The sequence below is a fragment of the Kocuria sp. CH-021 genome, assembly GCF_049716185.1.
Lineage (GTDB): Bacteria > Actinomycetota > Actinomycetes > Actinomycetales > Micrococcaceae > Kocuria > Kocuria cellulosilytica.
The window spans coordinates 1-17,976 of record NZ_JBNAFK010000004.1; the positions used below are offsets into that span (position 1 = coordinate 1).

At 72.7% G+C, this 17,976-nt stretch carries 17 protein-coding genes, 3 tRNA genes and 1 other RNA gene; 12 read left to right on the forward strand and 9 right to left on the reverse strand.

The window, feature by feature from the left end; genetic code table 11:
• Positions 1–177: 177 nt before the first annotated feature.
• Positions 178–2,916: a pyruvate dehydrogenase (acetyl-transferring), homodimeric type gene (aceE, locus tag ACPYN7_RS03740; protein ID WP_058874181.1), complete on the reverse strand. Its 2,739-nt coding sequence runs from the start codon at positions 2,914–2,916 to the stop codon at positions 178–180.
• A 445-nt stretch (positions 2,917–3,361) separates the two neighbouring features.
• Here aceE and ACPYN7_RS03745 point away from each other — a divergent pair, with 445 nt between their 5' ends.
• The 4 genes from ACPYN7_RS03745 to ACPYN7_RS03760 all read left to right on the forward strand — a co-directional run bounded on the left by ACPYN7_RS03745 (position 3,362) and on the right by ACPYN7_RS03760 (position 5,413).
• Positions 3,362–3,778 (forward strand): DUF3052 domain-containing protein, encoded by a 417-nt coding sequence (locus tag ACPYN7_RS03745; RefSeq protein ID WP_058874154.1) that lies wholly within the window; start codon positions 3,362–3,364, stop codon positions 3,776–3,778.
• Between the two features lie 35 nt (positions 3,779–3,813).
• Complete coding sequence (locus ACPYN7_RS03750) at positions 3,814–4,272, forward strand: peroxiredoxin (protein ID WP_058874155.1); 459 nt, start codon at positions 3,814–3,816, stop codon at positions 4,270–4,272.
• Positions 4,273–4,304: 32 nt separating this feature from the next.
• The gene (locus ACPYN7_RS03755) at positions 4,305–5,207 is read left to right on the forward strand and encodes an NAD-dependent protein deacetylase (RefSeq protein WP_058874156.1); all 903 of its coding nucleotides are present in this window, start codon (positions 4,305–4,307) and stop codon (positions 5,205–5,207) included.
• A 130-nt stretch (positions 5,208–5,337) separates the two neighbouring features.
• Positions 5,338–5,413 (forward strand) — tRNA-Val (locus tag ACPYN7_RS03760).
• Between the two features lie 25 nt (positions 5,414–5,438).
• Here ACPYN7_RS03760 and ACPYN7_RS03765 read toward each other — a convergent pair.
• Positions 5,439–5,720 carry a hypothetical protein gene (locus ACPYN7_RS03765; protein WP_058874157.1) on the reverse strand — a complete coding sequence of 94 codons (282 nt, stop codon included), beginning with the start codon at positions 5,718–5,720 and terminating at the stop codon, positions 5,439–5,441.
• 185 nt (positions 5,721–5,905) lie between these two features.
• Here ACPYN7_RS03765 and gndA point away from each other — a divergent pair, with 185 nt between their 5' ends.
• The gene (gene gndA, locus ACPYN7_RS03770) at positions 5,906–7,363 is read left to right on the forward strand and encodes an NADP-dependent phosphogluconate dehydrogenase (protein WP_058874158.1); all 1,458 of its coding nucleotides are present in this window, start codon (positions 5,906–5,908) and stop codon (positions 7,361–7,363) included.
• A gap of 104 nt (positions 7,364–7,467) precedes the next feature.
• Here the strand turns inward: gndA and epsC are convergent, their stop codons facing one another.
• The 3 genes from epsC to msrA form a co-directional block, all read right to left on the reverse strand.
• Positions 7,468–8,052: a serine O-acetyltransferase EpsC gene (gene epsC, locus ACPYN7_RS03775; RefSeq protein ID WP_058874159.1), complete on the reverse strand. Its 585-nt coding sequence runs from the start codon at positions 8,050–8,052 to the stop codon at positions 7,468–7,470.
• Between the two features lie 152 nt (positions 8,053–8,204).
• Positions 8,205–9,140, reverse strand: a complete 936-nt coding sequence (cysK, locus tag ACPYN7_RS03780; RefSeq protein WP_058874160.1) for a cysteine synthase A — start codon at positions 9,138–9,140, stop codon at positions 8,205–8,207.
• A 150-nt stretch (positions 9,141–9,290) separates the two neighbouring features.
• Entirely contained in the window at positions 9,291–9,881 is a 591-nt protein-coding gene (msrA, locus tag ACPYN7_RS03785; protein WP_231738364.1) for a peptide-methionine (S)-S-oxide reductase MsrA, read from the reverse strand.
• Positions 9,882–9,961: 80 nt separating this feature from the next.
• Between msrA and ACPYN7_RS03790 the strand changes: the two genes are divergently transcribed.
• Positions 9,962–10,930, forward strand: a complete 969-nt coding sequence (locus ACPYN7_RS03790) for a Nif3-like dinuclear metal center hexameric protein (protein ID WP_424346728.1) — start codon at positions 9,962–9,964, stop codon at positions 10,928–10,930.
• On the forward strand, positions 10,927–11,661 hold the full coding sequence (locus tag ACPYN7_RS03795) for a zinc ribbon domain-containing protein (protein ID WP_058874162.1): 735 nt from the start codon (positions 10,927–10,929) through the stop codon (positions 11,659–11,661). Before ACPYN7_RS03790 ends, ACPYN7_RS03795 begins: the two co-directional genes overlap by 4 nt.
• Positions 11,662–11,707: 46 nt before the next feature.
• Here the strand turns inward: ACPYN7_RS03795 and rnpB are convergent.
• An RNA gene (gene rnpB, locus ACPYN7_RS03800) (RNase P RNA component class A) lies at positions 11,708–12,100 on the reverse strand.
• A gap of 105 nt (positions 12,101–12,205) precedes the next feature.
• On the opposite strand from rnpB, the gene ACPYN7_RS03805 reads away from it, so the two are divergent.
• Complete coding sequence (locus tag ACPYN7_RS03805; protein ID WP_058874163.1) at positions 12,206–12,979, forward strand: YaaA family protein; 774 nt, start codon at positions 12,206–12,208, stop codon at positions 12,977–12,979.
• 144 nt (positions 12,980–13,123) lie between these two features.
• Here ACPYN7_RS03805 and def read toward each other — a convergent pair whose 3' ends face one another.
• The 3 genes from def to orn all read right to left on the reverse strand — a co-directional run bounded on the left by def (position 13,124) and on the right by orn (position 14,574).
• Positions 13,124–13,696 carry a peptide deformylase gene (def, locus tag ACPYN7_RS03810; protein WP_424346729.1) on the reverse strand — a complete coding sequence of 191 codons (573 nt, stop codon included), beginning with the start codon at positions 13,694–13,696 and terminating at the stop codon, positions 13,124–13,126.
• A gap of 98 nt (positions 13,697–13,794) precedes the next feature.
• Positions 13,795–13,868 (reverse strand) — tRNA-His (locus ACPYN7_RS03815).
• Positions 13,869–13,998: 130 nt separating this feature from the next.
• Entirely contained in the window at positions 13,999–14,574 is a 576-nt protein-coding gene (gene orn / locus ACPYN7_RS03820) for an oligoribonuclease (RefSeq protein ID WP_058874183.1), read from the reverse strand.
• A 198-nt stretch (positions 14,575–14,772) separates the two neighbouring features.
• Here orn and mptB point away from each other — a divergent pair, with 198 nt between their 5' ends.
• From mptB to ACPYN7_RS03840, 4 genes are all read left to right on the forward strand, one after another.
• Positions 14,773–16,344 (forward strand): polyprenol phosphomannose-dependent alpha 1,6 mannosyltransferase MptB, encoded by a 1,572-nt coding sequence (gene mptB / locus ACPYN7_RS03825; RefSeq protein WP_424346730.1) that lies wholly within the window; start codon positions 14,773–14,775, stop codon positions 16,342–16,344.
• 166 nt (positions 16,345–16,510) lie between these two features.
• Positions 16,511–16,583 (forward strand) — tRNA-Arg (locus ACPYN7_RS03830).
• 340 nt (positions 16,584–16,923) lie between these two features.
• Positions 16,924–17,154, forward strand: a complete 231-nt coding sequence (locus ACPYN7_RS03835) for a hypothetical protein (protein WP_058874165.1) — start codon at positions 16,924–16,926, stop codon at positions 17,152–17,154.
• A 410-nt stretch (positions 17,155–17,564) separates the two neighbouring features.
• On the forward strand, positions 17,565–17,705 hold the full coding sequence (locus ACPYN7_RS03840) for a hypothetical protein (RefSeq protein WP_157571375.1): 141 nt from the start codon (positions 17,565–17,567) through the stop codon (positions 17,703–17,705).
• Positions 17,706–17,976 lie beyond the last annotated feature (271 nt).

Sequence of the window (17,976 nt, forward strand, 5' to 3'; positions counted from 1 at the left end):
TCCTCGTCGTCATGCAGGCACTGTGGACCGTTCCCAGGCAGGTGGGCAACGACCGATCAGGTTTTGAGACCAGGTCTTAGAGCACCGGTCCGCCGCGTCCGGACCCGGCCACGACGACGGCGCCCCGCCCACCCGGACGCGGGTGGGCGGGGCGCCGTGGTGCGCCGGGGGCAGGGCTCAGGCGTCGCCGCCCGCGTTGCCGGAGGTGCCGGCGGTGACGTCGTTGAGGGCGTACTTCTCGATCGCCTCACCGGGGGCGCGCCAGTCGACCTCGCCGCGCTTGGCGAGCATCTCCAGGGCACGGACCACCATGGAGTGGGAGTCGATCTTGAAGTGCCGGCGGGCGCCGGCGCGGGTGTCCGAGAAGCCGAAGCTGTCGGCGCCCAGGGACGCGAAATCGTTCGGGACGAACTGGCGGATCTTGTCCGGCAGGTCCGCGCTGAAGTCCGAGACGGCCACGACCGGGCCCGTGGCCCCGGCCAGCTGCTGGGCCACGTACGGGGTCCGGGTGCCGTCGCCGGGGTTGAGGAACGCCTCCTTCTCGGCGGCCAGGCCGTCGCGGCGCAGCTCCACCCAGGAGGTCACGGACCACACGTCGGCGGAGACGCCCCAGTCCTCGGCGAGCAGCTTCTGCGCCTCGAGGGCCCACGGCACGGCCACGCCGGAGGCGAGCAGCTGCGCGCGGGGCCCTTCGTTCTCGGCGGGCTTGAGCAGGTAGATGCCCTTGACGATGCCCTCGACGTCCACGCCCTCCGGCTCGGCCGGCTGCTGGTACGGCTCGTTGTAGACCGTCAGGTAGTACATGACGTTGTGGTCCTCGTCGCCCGTGCCGTACATGTGCTCGAGGCCGCGCCGCACGATGTGGGCGATCTCGTAGCCGTAGGCCGGGTCGTAGGAGACCACCGCCGGGTTGGTCGCGGCCAGCAGCGGGGAGTGGCCGTCGGCGTGCTGGAGGCCCTCGCCGGTGAGCGTGGTGCGCCCGGCGGTGGCCCCGATGATGAACCCGCGGGTCATCTGGTCGGCGGCGGCCCAGAAGGAGTCGCCGGTGCGCTGGAAGCCGAACATCGAGTAGAAGATGTAGACCGGCACCATGGGCTCGCCGTGGGTGGCGTAGGCGGTGCCCGCGGCGGTGAATGCGGCCACGGAGCCGGCCTCGTTGATCCCGGCGTGCAGGATCTGCCCCTGCGGGGACTCCTTGTAGGCGAGCATGAGCTCGCGGTCCACGGAGAGGTAGTTCTGCCCGTTGGGGTTGTAGATCTTGGCCGTGGGGAAGAACGAGTCCATGCCGAAGGTGCGGGCCTCGTCGGGGACGATGGGCACGATCCGGTGGCCGAACTCCTTCTCCCGCAGGAGGTCCTTCAGGATCCGCACGAAGGCCATGGTGGTGGCCGCCATCTGCTTGCCGGAGCCCTTCTTCGCGGACCGGTACGCGTCGTCGGACGGCAGCGCGATCTCGGGCTGCTCGTGCGGGCGGTCCGGGACGAAGCCGCCGAGCTCCTTCCGGCGCTCGAGCAGGTACTTGATCTCCGGGGAGTCCTTGCCGGGGTGGTAGTACGGGGCGCCGTAGAGGTCGCTCTCCAGCTCCTCGTCCGAGACGGGGATGCGCAGGTGGTCCCGGAAGGCCTTGAGGTCCTCCAGGGTCAGCTTCTTCATCTGGTGGGTCGCGTTGCGCGCCTCGAAGTGGCTGCCCAGGCCGTAGCCCTTGACGCCCTGCGCCAGGACCACGGTCGGCTGGCCCTGGTGCTCGGTCGCGGCCTTGTAGGCGGCGTACACCTTGTGGTAGTCGTGCGCGCCGCGCTTGAGCTCCCAGATCTCGTCGTCGGACATGTCCGCGACGAGCTCCTTGGTGGCCGGGGACTTGCCGAAGAAGTGGTCGCGGATGAAGCCGCCGGACTCCGCCTTGTACGTCTGGTAGTCGCCGTCGAGCGTCTCGTTCATGATCCGCACGAGCTCGCCGTCCTCGTCCTTGGCGAGCAGCTCGTCCCACTCGCGGCCCCAGAGGACCTTGACGACGTTCCAGCCGGCGCCGCGGAAGAAGGCCTCCAGCTCCTGGATGATCTTGCCGTTGCCGCGCACCGGTCCGTCCAGGCGCTGCAGGTTGCAGTTGATCACGAAGGTGAGGTTGTCCAGCTTGTCGTTGGCGGCCAGCTGCAGCAGTCCGCGCGACTCGGGCTCGTCCATCTCGCCGTCGCCGAGGAACGCCCAGACGTGCTGCTCGGAGGTGTCCTTGATGCCGCGGTGGTGCAGGTACCGGTTGAACTGCGCCTGGTAGATCGCGTTCATCGGGCCGATGCCCATCGAGACCGTGGGGAACTGCCAGAAGTCCGGCATGGAGCGGGGGTGCGGATAGGAGGGCAGCCCGTTCGGGGCCTTGGTCTTCTCCTGCCGGAACCCGTCCAGCTGCTCCTCGGTGAGCCGGCCCTCGAGGTAGGCGCGCGCGTAGTTGCCGGGTGAGGAGTGGCCCTGCCAGAACACCTGGTCGCCGCCGCCGGGGTGCTCGGGGCCGCGGAAGAAGTGGTTGAGGCCCACCTCGTAGAGGGTGGCCACGCCGGCGTAGGAGGAGATGTGCCCGCCCACGCCGATCTCGGGGCGCTGGGCCCGGTGCACCATCACGGCGGCGTTCCAGCGCAGGAACGCGCGGTAGCGCCGCTCGATCTCCTCGTCGCCCGGGAACTCCGGCTCCTGGTCCACGGGGATCGAGTTCACGTAGTCGGTGGTGGTCACCATCGGCACGCCCACGCTCTTGGCGCCCGCGTGCTGGAGCAGGGCACGCATGATGTACTGCGCCCGCTCCGTGCCGTGCGTCTCGATCAGGCCCTCGAAGGACTCGATCCACTCCCGGGTCTCCTCGGCGTCGGAGTCCTTCAGGTTGTTGGTCAAGCCACTGAGGATGTGGTGGTTGCTGGATGAAGGCACGTTCAACCTCTCTTCGTCGAGTTGCCCGATCAGGTTCCCGGGCGGGTGCGCGCGAGAACGCGGCCGGGTCGTCCGACAGTCTCAAAATACCCGTTGCCCGTCCGGCTGTCCGGCTGTCCGGACGCCGCCCGGGGCGGGCGGCGTCCGGGAACCGGCCCGTCGTGCGGATTGCGCCGACAGGGCCACCCGGGCGCACGGGGTGTCTGTTGGGACCATGCTTCCACAACCGGGGCGGGCCGTCACACGACGTGTCGCCCCACGATTCGGCGGTCCGCACCGTGCGGGAGCTTGAAAGAGTCCCTGATCCGGTGTTGTCTGGACGGTGAAGCCGGTATCCGGCCCGCCACCGTGCCCCCGCGGTCCGCCGACGGGCAGGCGGAGCCCAGCACCGGTACGCAGTGCGTGGTCGTCGTTCGTCGGCCCGATCCCAGAAGGAGCATGAACAGTGAGCGAGGCCAAGACCACCGCGGGTGACGCGGTAGTCCAGCTCGGTTTCAAGGATGGCGACTACATCCAGGAGTTCGGATACGACGAGGACGTCGACCTCGACCTGAGGGACGGCATCGAGGAAGTGATCGGCTCGGACCTGCTCGACGAGGAGGACCAGGAGGTCGTCGACGCCGTGCTCCTGTGGTTCCGCGAGGGCGACGGCGACCTGGTCGACACGCTGGTGGACGTCACCACCACCCTGGACGACGGGGGCGTGGTGTGGGTGCTGACCCCGAAGGCCGGGCGCGACGGCTACGTGCCGCCCGCGGAGGTCCAGGAGGCCGCCCCCACGGCGGGCCTGCACGTGACCACGACCGCGCGCGTCAGCGCGGACTGGGCCGCGACCCGGCTCATGCCCAAGCGCAACGTCTGACCGGGCGCCACGGAACCCACCGGAGGAGACCACGCATGCTCGAGATCGGCGCCCCCGCTCCGGACTTCACCCTCCAGAACCAGTTCGGCGAGCCGGTCGCCCTGAGCGGCCTGCGCGGCCGTCCGGTGGCGATCGTGTTCTTCCCGTTCGCGTTCTCCGGGACCTGCACCGGGGAGCTGTGCCGGCTCCAGGACAGCCTGCCCGTGTTCGACGACGCCGGGGTGCGGCTGCTCGCGGTGTCCGTGGACTCCAAGTACACGCTGCGGGCGTTCGCCCGGGAGGAGTCCTTCGACTTCGACCTGCTCTCCGACTTCTGGCCCCACGGGGCCGTGGCGCAGCGCTACGGGGTCTTCGACGCGGAGGCCGGCCTCGCGGAGCGGGCCACGTTCGTGCTGGACGCGGACGGCGTCGTCGTCGACGCCTTCCGGTCCGAGCGCGGAGTGCCCCGGGAGCTGGAGGCCTACCGCGCCGCCCTCACCCGGCTGCCCGGCTGAGCGCGGCCGGCCCGGTCCCCGAGCGAGCCACGATGCCCACCGTCCGCGCCGGCTACGGCGCCCCCGTGCACCCCGACCAGTTCCCCGATCCCGACGCCGCCGGGCTCGACGCCGGGCTGGCCCGGGCCGTCGAGTTGCTGGCGGGCCGCCGGACCGCCGTGCTGACGGGCGCCGGGATCAGCACGGACTCCGGGATCCCGGACTACCGCGGCCCCGGCTCCACCCCCCGCACCCCCATGACGTTCGACGAGTTCACGGGCAGCGCCGCGATGCGCAGCCACTACTGGGCGCGCAACCAGTACGGCTGGCGCCACCTGGCCCGGGCCCGGCCGAACCGCGGGCACGCGGCCCTGGCCCGCCTCGAGGAGTCGGGGGCCGTGACGGGCGTGGTCACTCAGAACATCGACCGGCTGCACCAGGCCGCCGGATCCCTCAATGTCGTGGACCTGCACGGGCGGTACACGCAGGTGGGGTGCCTGCGCTGCGCCAGCCGGATCCCGCGGTCCGTGCTCTCCGAGCTGTTCGACGAGCTCAACCCCGGCTTCTACGACTCGATCTCCTCCGCGGAGGACATCGAGTTCGCCCCGGACGCCGACGCCGTGGTGCCGCGCACGGCCGGGTTCCGGGTGCCGGACTGCCCCGTCTGCGGCGGGGTCCTGAAGCCCGACGTCGTGTTCTTCGGGGAGAACGCCCCCCGGCACCGGGTGCTGCGCGCGCTGCGCATGGTGGACGCCGCGGACGCCCTGCTGGTCGTCGGCTCCTCCCTGACGGTGAACTCGGGACGGCGCTTCGTCCGGCACGCCGTGCGCGCCGACGTGCCGGTGGTGATCGTCAACCACGGGCGCACCCGGGGGGACGCCGCGGCACGGCTCAAGGTCGACGCCTCCGCGACCGAGTTCCTGGTGGGCCTCGAGCAGCGACTCGCCCGCCCGTAGGCTCCCCGCGGAATATGGGCAACGTCACACCGGGGCGGGCCCCCGGCCGGTCGGCGCCGGTCCGCCGCGGCGGGTAGCCTGTTCGGGAACCGGGTGCCGGCGGTTGCGCAAACCTCCCACCCGGTTGTCAGGGTCTTTAGCTCAGCTGGTAGAGCGCCACGTTTACACCGTGGATGTCATCGGTTCGATCCCGGTAGGACCCACCACGACACGCCGGGAACCGGCGCGCGGTCAGCGGAAGTACACCTGCTTGTTCCCGGGGCGGGTGCAGAGGACCACGATGCTGCCCGTGCGGGCGGCCTTCCGGGCCCGCTTCACGTAGCCGGAGGGCGGGCCCCCGCACAGCCGGGCGGCCCCCTCGGTGGCCTGGCCGACCGTGGCCTCGTCGAGCACCACCCTGGTGCCCAGGACCAGGTCGACCCCGCCGGCGGCGGCGGCGGGCGCGAGCGCGGCGCCCGACCACAGGGCGGCACCGGCCACGGCCCCCGCCAGTGCCCTCGTCCACGCGTTCATCCCCGGCCCCCCGACTCGTCGTGCTGCAGGACCAATCTAGGAGCCCCTGCCGGGCGCGCGGCGATTGTGACGCCGGTGCTTCCCCGGACGTCACCGTCGGCCCGCCCGCGCGATCCGCCCCGGGAAGCGGCGGCAACAAGTGCGCACCGGACATGGCCGGTCCCCGGGGTTTGTAGGCTGGGGGCATGCCAGCAGAACAGAAAGCCCAGATCGGCGTCACCGGCCTCGCGGTCATGGGCGCCAACCTCGCCCGCAACTTCGCCCGGCACGGTTACACCGTCGCCCTCCACAACCGCTCCGTCGGGAAGACGGACGCCCTGCTCGACGCCCACGGCGACGAGGGGGCGTTCATCCGCACGGAGAGCCTCCAGGAGCTCGTGGACGCCCTCGAGACCCCTCGCCGCATCCTGGTGATGGTCAAGGCCGGCGCCCCCGTGGACGCCGTCATCGAGCAGCTCGTGCCGCTGCTCGAGAAGGACGACATCATCATCGACGGCGGCAACTCCTACTTCCAGGACACCCGGCGCCGCGAGCGGGAGCTCGCCGAGAAGGGCCTGGACTTCGTGGGCGTGGGCGTCTCGGGCGGTGAGGAGGGCGCCCTGCTCGGGCCCTCCATCATGCCCGGCGGCCCGGCCAAGTCCTACGACTCCCTCGGCCCCCTCCTCGAGGACATCGCCGCCAAGGCCGAGGACGGCAGGCCGTGCTGCGCGTGGATCGACACGGACGGCGCCGGACACTTCGTGAAGATGGTGCACAACGGCATCGAGTACGCCGACATGCAGGTCATCGGCGAGGCGCACGAGCTGCTCCGCTCCGTCGCGGGGCTCGAGCCGGCCGAGCAGGCCGACGTCTTCGAGCAGTGGAACCGCACCGAGCTGGCCTCCTACCTCATCGAGATCACCGCCCACGTGCTGCGCCAGGTCGACGCCCGCACCGACCAGCCCCTCATCGACGTGATCGTGGACGCCGCGGGGCAGAAGGGCACTGGCCGCTGGACGGTCCAGGAGGCCCTCGAGCTGGGCTCCCCGGTCACCGCGATCGCCGAGTCCGTCTTCGCCCGGGCGCTGTCCTCCGCCGAGCCGGAGATGCGACTCGAGGCGCAGCGCGTGCTGCCCGCCGGCGTCGGGGGCACCACCGAGGACGTCGTGCACGACCCCGAGTTCGTGGAGGACGTGCGCAAGGCCCTGTACGCCTCGAAGCTCGTCAGCTACGCCCAGGGCCTCGACATGCTCACCATGGCCGGCCGGGAGTACGGCTGGGACCTGGACCTCGCCACGATCGCGAGCCTGTGGCGCGAGGGCTGCATCATCCGGGCCGAGCTGCTCGAGGTGATCATGGAGGCGTACAAGGGCGACAAGCAGCCGCTGAACCTGCTGTTCGCCCCCGAGTTCGTCACCGCGATCGAGGACGCCCTGCCGTCCTGGCGGCGGGTCGTGGCCCGTGCCGTGGAGCGCGGCATCCCGGCACCGGTGTTCGCCACCACGCTGAACTACTACGACTCGCTGCGCCGGCCCCGGCTCAACGCGGCCCTCACGCAGGGGCTGCGCGACTATTTCGGCGCGCACACCTACCGGCGCACCGACGACGCCGAGGGCGTCTACCACACCCTGTGGAGCGGGGACCGCTCCGAGGTCGTCGCCTGACCCGGCCCGACCCCCGCACGACGACGCCGGCCGGCCGTCCCCCCGATCGGGGAGCGGCCGGCCGGCGTCGTGCTGACCGGCGGGGCTCAGATCCGCAGGGCGGGTCAGATCCACATGGCGGGGTCGATGTAGCTGGAGGGGTCCACGAGCGGCTGCTGCTTCTCCGGGGTGCGCGGGCGGACCTTGCCGGGGATTCCGGTCACGATCGAGTCCTCCGGGACGTCCTTGACCACCACGGCGTTGGCGCCCACGGCGGAGTCGGCGCCGATCTCCACCGGGCCGAGGATCTTCGCGCCGGCGCCGATCACCACCCGGTCGCCCACGGTGGGGTGCCGCTTGACCTTCTCGAGGGAGCGCCCGCCCAGGGTCACCCCGTGGTAGATCATCACGTCCTCGCCGATCTCGGCGGTCTCCCCGATGACCACGCCCATGCCGTGGTCGATGAAGAAGCGGCGCCCGATGGTGGCGCCGGGGTGGATCTCCACACCGGTGAGGAAGCGGCCGAGCTGGGAGACCGTGCGGGCCAGCAGCCGCCGGTCGGGTCGCTGCCAGAGCCGGTGGGACAGCCGGTGGATCCAGATGGCGTGCAGACCCGAGTAGTTGAGGGCGATCTCCGCCCGGGAGCGCGCGGCCGGGTCGTGCGTCCGGGCCGTCTGCAGGTCCTCGGCGAGTCGGCTCCAGAAACTCACGGCTGTCCTCTGTTCTTCCGGGGTCGTGTCCTGCCGGGACCGGCAGGACGTGCTGGGGCGCGGACGGGAACGACCCGCCCACCACCGGGGGAAACGTCACCGGCAGGCGGCGCTATTCCCGGCAGGGACGGGTCGTGCGGGCGTCGCTGGGCTCAGCCCCGGATGTCCTCGTAGAGCAGGGTGGAGATGTAGCGCTCGCCGAAGTCGCACACGATCGCGACGATCAGCTTGTCCCGGTTCTCCTCCTTGGCGGCCTCCTGGAGGGCGGCCCAGACGATGGCGCCCGAGGAGATCCCGCCGAGGATGCCCTCCTTGGTGCCGAGCTCGCGGGCGACCCGCACGGAGTCCTCGACGGTCACGTCGTAGACGTCGTCGTAGATCTCGCGGTCGAGGATGTCCGGGACGAAGTTCGCCCCGAGGCCCTGGATCTTGTGCGGACCGGCCTTGCCCTCGGTGAGCAGCGGCGAGTCGGCCGGCTCGACGACGACGAGGCGCACGTCCGGCTTCTGCTCGCGCAGGTAGCGGCCCGCGCCCGTGATGGTGCCGCCGGTGCCCACGCCGGAGATGAACACGTCGACCTGGCCGTCGGTGTCCTCCCAGACCTCGGGGCCCGTGGTCGCGTAGTGGATCGCCGGGTTGGCCTCGTTGGCGAACTGGCTGGCGAGGACCGCGTTCTCGGTCGTCTCGACGATCTCCTGGGCCTTCTCCACGGCGCCGCGCATGCCCTCGGCGCCCGGGGTGAGCACGATCTGGGCGCCGTAGGCGCGGAGCATGACCCGCCGCTCCGTGGACATGGTCTCGGGCATGGTCAGGATGACCTTGTAGCCGCGGGCGGCGCCGACCATGGCCAGCGCGATGCCGGTGTTGCCGGAGGTGCCCTCGACGACCGTGCCGCCCGGCTTGAGCTGGCCGGACTTCTCGGCGGCGTCGATGATGGCCACGCCGATGCGGTCCTTCACGGAGCTGGCCGGGCTGTAGAACTCCAGCTTCACGGCGACGTTGCCGGGCAGGCCCTCGTCGAGCCGGTTCAGGTGGACGAGCGGGGTGCGGCCCACGATCTCGGTGACGTCGTTGTAGATCTTCGCCATGTGCGTACCTCGGTTTCTGCGTGGTCGGTTCTCTGTCGGACTTCTGGGTCGGATTCCGGTGGAGCTCGGGTGCTGCACTGGCCGCCGGTGCTCTGGGGGGCCCGCGGCGGCGCGGTCCTAGCTCAGCCTAGCCAGGCCCCGCAACCGCTACTACGCGGTAAGCCACGCGGAGTAACGTTGCCGGACCTTCGCCAGCTTGGGGTTGATGATCACCTGGCAGTAGCCGTTCCAGGGCTGGGCGGCGTAGAAGTCCTGGTGCTCGGGCTCCGCCTCCCAGAACGTGCCCAGCGGCTCGAGCGTGGTGACGATGGGCTGGTCCCACGCCGGCTGCGTCCGGGCGATCGAGCGCTCGAAGAGCTCCCGCTGGGACTCGTCGGCCCAGAACATGGCGGACCGGTACTGGGTGCCCACGTCGTAGCCCTGCCGGTTGAGCGTGGTGGGGTCGTGGCCGGTGAAGAAGAGGTCGAGGATCACGTCCGCCGGCACGACCGACGGGTCGAAGGTCACGGCGACGGCCTCCGCGTGGCCGGTCGTGCCCGAGCACACCTCGTAGTAGCTCGGGCGCCCGGGGCCGCCCCCGGTGTACCCGGAGACCACGGAGGTGACTCCCCGGGTGATGCGGTAGACGGCGTCGAGGCACCAGAAGCACCCGCCGGCGAGCACGAAGGTCACGGGGCCGGCGGGGCCGCCGGGAGCGGGAGCAGGGACGGGGCGTGCGTCGTCGTGCGCGGAGAAGGCCATGACCCGTACAACACCGCGCGGCCCGCATCATTCCCGGGACCCTCCGGGCCCGCGGCGGGGGCGGCTCCTAGACTGGCCCCATGAGCGAGCAGAGCACGTCCCCGCCCCGGCCCGCGCCCTCCCTGTCGGAGGTGCTCGAGACCGTCGAGCAGCTGTGGCCCCTTCGCCTGCAGGAGCCCTGGGACGCCAGCGGGCTCGTCACCGGGCGCCCGGACCAGCCGGTCCGCCGGATCCTCTTCGCGGTGGACCCCGTGGCCGACGTCGTGGCCGAGGCCGTCTCCACCGGCGCCGACCTGCTGATCACCCACCACCCCCTGCTCCTGCGCGGGGTCACCTCGGTGGCCGCCGACGGCTTCAAGGGCGCCGTGGTGCACGAGCTCATCGAGCACCGGTGCGCGCTGCTCGCCTGCCACACCAACGCGGACTCGGCCCCGGACGGCGTCTCGGACGCCGTGGCCCGGGCCGCGGGGCTCACGACGACGGCGCCGCTCGCGCCGCACCCCGACGACCCGGCCGTGGGCATCGGGCGCGTGGGGGAGCTCGCGCGTCCCGTCCGCCTGCGCGAGCTGGCCCGGCGCCTGGCCGACGCCGTGCCGCCCACCGCCCACGGCGTGCGCGTGGCCGGGGACCCCGACGCCCTCGTGCGGCGCGTCGCGGTGTGCGGAGGAGCGGGGGACTCGCTCCTCGACGCGGTGCGGGCCGCCGGGGCCGACGCCTACGTGACCGCGGACCTGCGCCACCACCCCGCGTCCGAGGCGCGCGAGGCCGCCGCGGGTCCCGGGGCCGACGGCACGCCGTACCTCGTGGACCTGTCCCACTTCGCGAGCGAGTGGCTGTGGCTGCCCGTGGGCGCCGCGGCGCTGCGGGCGGCGCTCGCCGCGCGCGGCCACGACGTCGAGGTCGAGGTCTCGCACCGGCGCTCCGACCCGTGGGACTTCCGCCTCGACCACGCCGGCCACGACGGGTCCGACCCCGTCCGGTCGGGCCGGGACCACCCCGGCCACGACCGTTCCGCCCCCGACGCCCCGACCGCAGGAGGACCCGCATGAGCACCGCCACGCCCGAGCAGCAACGAGCCCTGCTGGCGCTCGAGCAGGTCGACGCCCGGCTGCGCCGGATCACCGCCCGGATCGCTGAGTTGAAGGCCGACCCCGAGGTCGCCGCCGCGCTGCAGCTGCGGGCCCGGGCGATCGCCACCGCGAAGGAGCTCGAGTCCGGGGAGCAGGCGGTCCGCGACCGGCTGGCGGCCGCCGAGCAGAAGGCCGCCCGCGTCCAGGCCTCGATCGAGAAGGACCGCCGGCGCCTCGAGCAGGGCGGATCCGCCAAGGACCTCATGGGTCTGCAGCACGAGATCGAGACCCGCACCCGGCAGCTGGCCGAGGCCGAGGAGGCGGAGCTGGAGATCATGCAGGAGCTCGACGACGCCGTGGCGCACCGCGCCCGGATCACCCCGCGGCTCAAGGAGGCCGACGCGGAGGCGCGCCGTCTCGTTGCAGCCCGGGACGAGGAGGGCCGGACCCTGACGGCCGAGCGCGGCGACCTGGCCGGCACGCGCGCCGCCGCCGCGGAGGGCGTGGGCCATCCCGGCCTGCTGGCGCGGTACGAGAAGATCCGGACCGGGCGCGGCACCGAGCGGCCGGCGGCCGCGGAGCTGCGGGGCACCGTGTGCGGGTCCTGCGGATCGGCGCTCAGCCCCACGGACGCCGCGACGTTCCGGGGCGCGGCCGCGGACGAGGTGCTCACGTGCCCGGAGTGCGGGGTGATCCTCGTCCGCTCCTGAGGCCCCGGCGGGGCCTGGCGCGCCGGCGGCGCCGGGAGGGATGCGGGGGACAGGCCGGCCTGTAAGCCGGGTTCTGTGCACACGGCCGGTCGCCCGTGCCGTGCTGGTGACCATCCATCTAGGCCCACCGTTGCCGGTGGGCTCGAGCGGCCTACCCGGGTGCTCGGACGAGCAGCCCTCGGACGCACCCTGTCTGGCCTTGCTCCGGATGGGGTTTGCCGAGCCACGCCGGTCACCCGGCGCGCTGGTGGTCTCTTACACCACCTTTTCACCCTCACCCGCTGCCCGGACGGACCGGGGCGGGCGGTCTGTTTTCTGTGGCACTTTCCTGCGGGTCTCCCCGAGTGGGCGTTGCCCATCATCCTGCTCTGCGGAGCCCGGACTTTCCTCGCGCCGCGGCAGCCGGAGCTGCGCGGCCCGCGGTCACCCGGCCGACCTGTCCGCCGCCCATCCTACCCGCCGGACCACCGGGTCCGGACCGGCCCCGGGCTCCCTGTCCGCCCCGCGGGCGCACCGGCCCCGCCGGGTCACTAGACTTCTGCGGGTGCTGATCCTCCTCCCGCCCTCCGAGACCAAGACCGCCCCCGACACCGGTGCGCCCGTCGACCCCGCGCTGCTGTCCTTCCCCGAGCTCACGGCCGCCCGCGAGCAGGTCCTGGCCGAGCTGTCCGCGACGAGCGCCCGCGACGACGCGCTCGAGCTGCTGGGCGTGGGGGAGCGGCTGCGGGGAGAGGTCGAGCGCAACACCCGCCTGGGCACGGAGCCCGCCGCACCCGCCCTGAGCGTCTACACCGGCGTCCTCTACGACGCCCTCGACCCGGCCGGGATGACCGGGGCGCAGCGGGCCGCCGCGGCGGAGTCCCTCGTCGTCGTCTCGGCCCTGTGGGGCGCGGTGCGCCCCGAGGACCGGATCCCCGCCTACCGCCTGTCCATGGGGGCGGAGCTGCCGGGGCTCGGCCGGCTCGCCGCCCACTGGAAGCAGCACCTGCCGGCCGTGCTGGGAGCCGCCGCCGGGGACGGGATCGTCGTGGACTGCCGGTCGGCGGCCTACGCGGCGGCGTGGCGCGGACCGCGCGAGCGGACGGTGGGCGTGAAGGTGGTCCGGGAGCGCCACGGGAAGCGGCAGGTCGTCTCGCACATGGCCAAGCACACCCGCGGGCTGCTCGCCCGGCACCTGGTCGAGCGCGCCGCCGAGGGCGAGCGCCCCGCGACGCCGCAGGAGCTGCTCGCGGCGGCGCGCGAGCGCTGGCACGCCGAGCTCACCGGGCCCACGGCCCGCTCGGCGGGCGAGCTCGTCGTGGTGCGCACTGAGGACTGAGTCCGGGGGCGGGCCGGTCGCACAGGTCGCGGGTCCTCGGTCCGGGCCCGGGGCCTGCGCCGGAGACCGTCGAGCCCGGGTCAGGGGCCCGCGCGGCCGCCTGCCGGGGTTCGGGCGCGGACCTGCGTCGGAGCCCGCCGGGGCTCAGTGGCCGAACGGGTCCTCGTCGACGCCGGGCGTCCAGGTGCGGCCGGCCTGGCCCCAGCCCTCGGCCTTGACGGCCTTGCGCGCCTTCCGGGCCCACCGGTCGTTGAGCCGGTCCACGTAGAGCTTGCCGTCCAGGTGGTCGTACTCGTGCTGCATGACCCGGGCGAACCAGCCCGTGGCCTCGAAGTCCACCGGACGGCCGTCGGCGTCGAAGCCCGCGACCCGGACCCAGTCCGCGCGCTTGAGCGGCCAGCTGTGACCCGGCACGGACAGGCAGCCCTCGGTCTCCTCGTCCGGGTCCGGCGCGTCCTGGGAGATCTTCCCCGGGGTCAGGACGGGGTTGACGAGGACGCCGCGCGGCGGCACGCCGTCGTCGTTCTGGAAGGTGTAGGTGAAGATCCGCAGGCCCACGCCGATCTGCGGGGCGGCGAGGCCCACGCCGTGGGCGGCGTCCATGGTCTCGTACATGTCCTCGACGAGGGCGCGCAGCTCCTCGTCGAAGCGCGCCACCTTCGCGGCGGGACGGTGGAGGACGGGATCGCCGGTGATCACCACGGGGCGGACGGCCATGACGCACTTCCTTCGACTTGCCGGGGCTGGCGCCCCTTCGAACCGGACCGGGAACGACGAAAGGCCGTCCCGAGTCCTCGGGACGGCCTTTCACAGCGGGTGAGCGACGGGGGTTGAACCCGCGACCTCCTGGACCACAACCAGGCGCTCTGCCGAACTGAGCTACGCCCACCATGAACGCCCGCCGGAAGACCGTGCTTCCGCTGGGCAACGCATACGAGTGTACCGCATTCCCGGACCGCCCAGGACCACGCCGGAGCCCTTCCTCCGCCGCCCGCGGGCCGCGCCGGCGGAGGAAGGGCTCAGGCGCCGGTGCGGGAGGCGGAGATCTCCGCGGCGATGGTCTTCGCGGTCTCCGAGTCCGGTCCGGGCTCGGGGGCGAACACGGCGCGGCGGTAGTAGCGCAGCTCGTCGATCGAGTCGCGGATGTCGCCGAGGGCCCGGTGGTTGCCGGTCTTCGGCGGGGCCTGGAAGTAGGCCCGGGGGAACCAGCGGCGGGAGAGCTCCTTGATGGTGGAGACGTCGATCACGCGGTAGTGCAGGTGCGCCACGAGCTCCGGCATGTCGCGCACCAGGAACGTGCGGTCCGTGCCCACCGAGTTCCCGCCCAGGGGCGCCCGGCCCGGCTCGGGCACCCACTGCTTGACATAGGCGAGGACCTGGGCCTGCGCCTCCTCCATCGTCATGCCGGAGGGGAGCTCGTCGAGCAGCCGGGAGGAGGTGTGCATGTTCCGCACGAAGTCCCCCATCTGCGCCAGCGCCGCCTCGCTCGGGCGGATCACGACGTCGACGCCCTCGCCGAGGACGTTGAGCTCGTCGTCGGTGACGAGCGCCGCCACCTCGATGAGGGCGTCATCCTCGAGGGACAGCCCCGTCATCTCGCAGTCGATCCACACTATGCGTCCGTTCGAAATAGCCACCCGGACAATCTACCGTGCCGCCCCGACGGCGCAGCTCCCCGCCCCGGCTCCTTCGGGGATCCCGCAGCGGCCGGGGATAGGATCGGGGCGACCACGGGTCCGTGCTGCGCCCAGCCGCGGCACCCGAAGCCACCGGACGGGCGCATCGGGAGAGCAGTGCAGACCACTTCGAGGGCGGCGGCCCCGGGCGAGGGCCCCGACGGCGTCCGGCCGCCGGCGGATCCCGGGAGCTCGCGGTACATCTCCGGATCGCCGCTGCGGACCGTGATCATGGGCACCGTCGGTTCCGTCATGCTGCTCGTCGGCTCCCTCGGCGTCGGCTGGCTCGCCTCCGTCTCCCCGCTGCGGCAGGCGCCGGTGATCATCGGCATGCGCTTCACCACCACCGGGGTGATCGTCTCCATCCTCCTGCTCGCCGTGGGCGGGATGCTCCTGATCCGCGAGTGGCTGCGGCTGGGGCAGAAGCTCAACCGGTGGGGACCGGGCAGCGGCCGCTGGGTGCTCACCGCCATCGCGGCGTGGTCCGCCCCCATGCTCGTGACGATCCCGCTGTTCAGCCGCGACGTGTACTCCTACATCGGCCAGGGCAGAGTCATGGCCAACGGGCTCAACCCCTACGAGCACGGCGTCTCCACGATCGACAACTTCTTCCAGCTCGGGGCGGACCAGATGTGGTCGGAGTCCCCGCCGCCCTACGGGCCGCTCTTCCTGTGGATCGAGCAGTTCGTGGTGGCCGTCACCGGGGCGGACCCGGACGCCGCCGTGCTCTGGTTCCGGGGGCTGTGCGTGCTCGCCGTGATCGCGTGCATGTGGCTGATCCCGCGGCTCGCGCGGCTGCACGGCATCAACCCGGCACGGGCCCTGTGGCTGAGCGTGGCGAACCCCCTGTTCCTCACGAACTTCATCGTCTCCGTGCACAACGACGCCATCATGATCGCCCTGGCCCTGGGCGGCACCTACGCGGCCGCCGTGCACCGGAACTGGAAGGGCGGACTGCTCGGCACCACGCTCGTCACCCTGTCCGTGGCGATCAAGCCCATCACGCTCGTCTTCCTCCCGTTCATCGGTCTGCTCTGGGCGGGCCGGGGCGCCTCGTGGACGCGCCGCTTCGTGATCTGGTTCCTCGTGCTCGCCTACTCGATCGCCCTGCTCGGGCTCATGGGCCTGGTCAACGGCTTCGGCTTCGGCTGGGTCGCCGCCATGTCCACCCCGGGCTCGGTGTCCATCTGGTACGCCCCCGTGGGCTTCGTCGGCGGCCTCGCCGCGACCCTGGCCGCGGCCGTGGGCGGCGACTCGGGCCAGTGGCGGGAGGTCACCCACTCGGTGGGGCAGGCGCTCGCGGTGCCGGTGATCCTCTGGCTCATGTTCGTGGGCCGGGACGAGCGGATCATCCGCCGTCTGGCGTGGGCGTTCGCCGCGATCGTGCTCTTCTCCCCGATGATCCAGGCCTGGTACGTGGTGTGGCTCATCCCCCTGTTCGCCGTCACGGGGATCCGCAGCGACTGGCAGGTGGACATCCTGTTCTTCCTCACCGTCTTCTTCATGATCTACGCGGTGTCCGACCAGCTGGACGTCTTCCCGTACCTGGACCTGGACCTCAGCTCCGGCCGGCTGATCGCGGCGGTCGTCGCCCTCTCCTACGGCGTGTACCTGTGGTTCATCGACCCGGCGACCCGGCGGCTCTTCCGGGGCCGCTACCAGCCCCCGGTGCAGAGCGCCGTGATCTGAGCCCGCCGGGCGGCCCCGGCGGCCGGGCCGTCCCGGCGACCGGGCGGGTCGTCGGGGGCCGCTGTCGGCCCCCGCAGCAGCGCGCCGCGCACCGAGGGCGGACCGGGCCACCGCGGCGAGTTGGTAAACTCGTGCGCGGCGCCCGGGACGGTCTCCCGGGCGGCCCGCCTCAGTAGCTCAGTGGATAGAGCAGGAGCCTTCTAATCTCTTGGTCGGGGGTTCGACTCCCTCCTGGGGCACCCGTGCGACCCCGTCCCGCCGGCTCACCGCCGACAGGGCGGGGTCGCCGTCACTCCGGGGCGAGGGCGCCGTGGCCGTCATCCCGCCTCCCGCCCACCGCTGCTATGAGTTTTCGCGAAAGTGTGGACAGCCACCACCCTGTGAATTCGCATACGTTAATAAGCACATCGCGGGGTGCGGTGCTCCGGCCACCCGACGTCCTCGCCGGGACGGGGAAGGGCAGGACCAGCACCTCGGCGACGTCCCCGGCGGCAGCCCGCCGGGACGGCCGCAGTTCCCGGACGGGGTGCCCGGGGCGGCCACGGACCGTGCGTCCGGATCCGATCCAGGGGAGGAACCATGAGCGTCACCATCATCAGGCAGTGGACGGGCCGGGGGGCCCGCTACTACCACTACGACACGGTGGAGGAGGCCGCGGAGGACACCAGGGACTTCATCGTCCGGCAGGTCGGCGAGGACATCGACCCGCAGCAGCTGGAGACCATCATCCGGGGCGTCGTCGACCTGCACTGCATGCACCTGGACTTCCGGGAGGACTGCGTCGTCGTCGAGCCGGGGAGCGCCGCGTAGCCGCAGGGGTCGCACGGTAAAGGACACCGGTGCGCGGTGCGGTGGCCGCACGCGGGGGAGAGCGCGCCCGGCGCGGAGCCGACTGTGCCGGGCCAGGGCGGCCGCACTGCACCGTCGGGTCCGCGCCGCGAGGGCGTGCCGGCCGACGACCACGGGAACGCCCTGCCGGCCGCAGCGCAGCGCTGCGGTCGGCAGGGCGCCCGGCGGCGATCCTGCGGGACACGGCCCCCGTCCGGAGCAGCCGCCGCTGAGGCGGAGGGCGCGCGGGTGTCGCGGACCGCGGAAAAGCCGGTCCCGGTGCATCCACAGAGGCTCCCGCACCGGTAGTAGGGGTGAGGACACCCGCGCAGGATGTCGTCCGGCAGGCCACCACCTGCCAGGCCACTGCAACGAACATCGAGGTGAGTCCGATGGCCCGGATCCGGCTCTGCCAGTGCGGCGCCCCGCCCCTGTACGGCCCGTGGTGCTGGGCGTGCTCCCACGAGCAGGAGCGGCGCCGGGAACCCCTCGGCGTCATCGCCTGGAACGCCGCCGACATCGACGGGCAGTGAGGACGTCCGCAGTCCGACGGTGCCGGGCTGTGGGCGGCTGACCACGAGTGCGACCCTTCGCCCGACCGGCCGTGGACCTCGCGACGGGCGAACCCATAGAACGCCGGGCCCTCGACCGCACTGCACAGCGCACCGTTCGCCGGCGACGACGGACCTGCCGTCCACACCGCGGGCGTCCGCGCCGCGGCGGCCCCCGGTGCGGACGGACGCTGGGTGCACCCCGCCACCGGGGCCAGCACCGGCCGCACCGGCCGCCGTCCAGAGGAGTTCC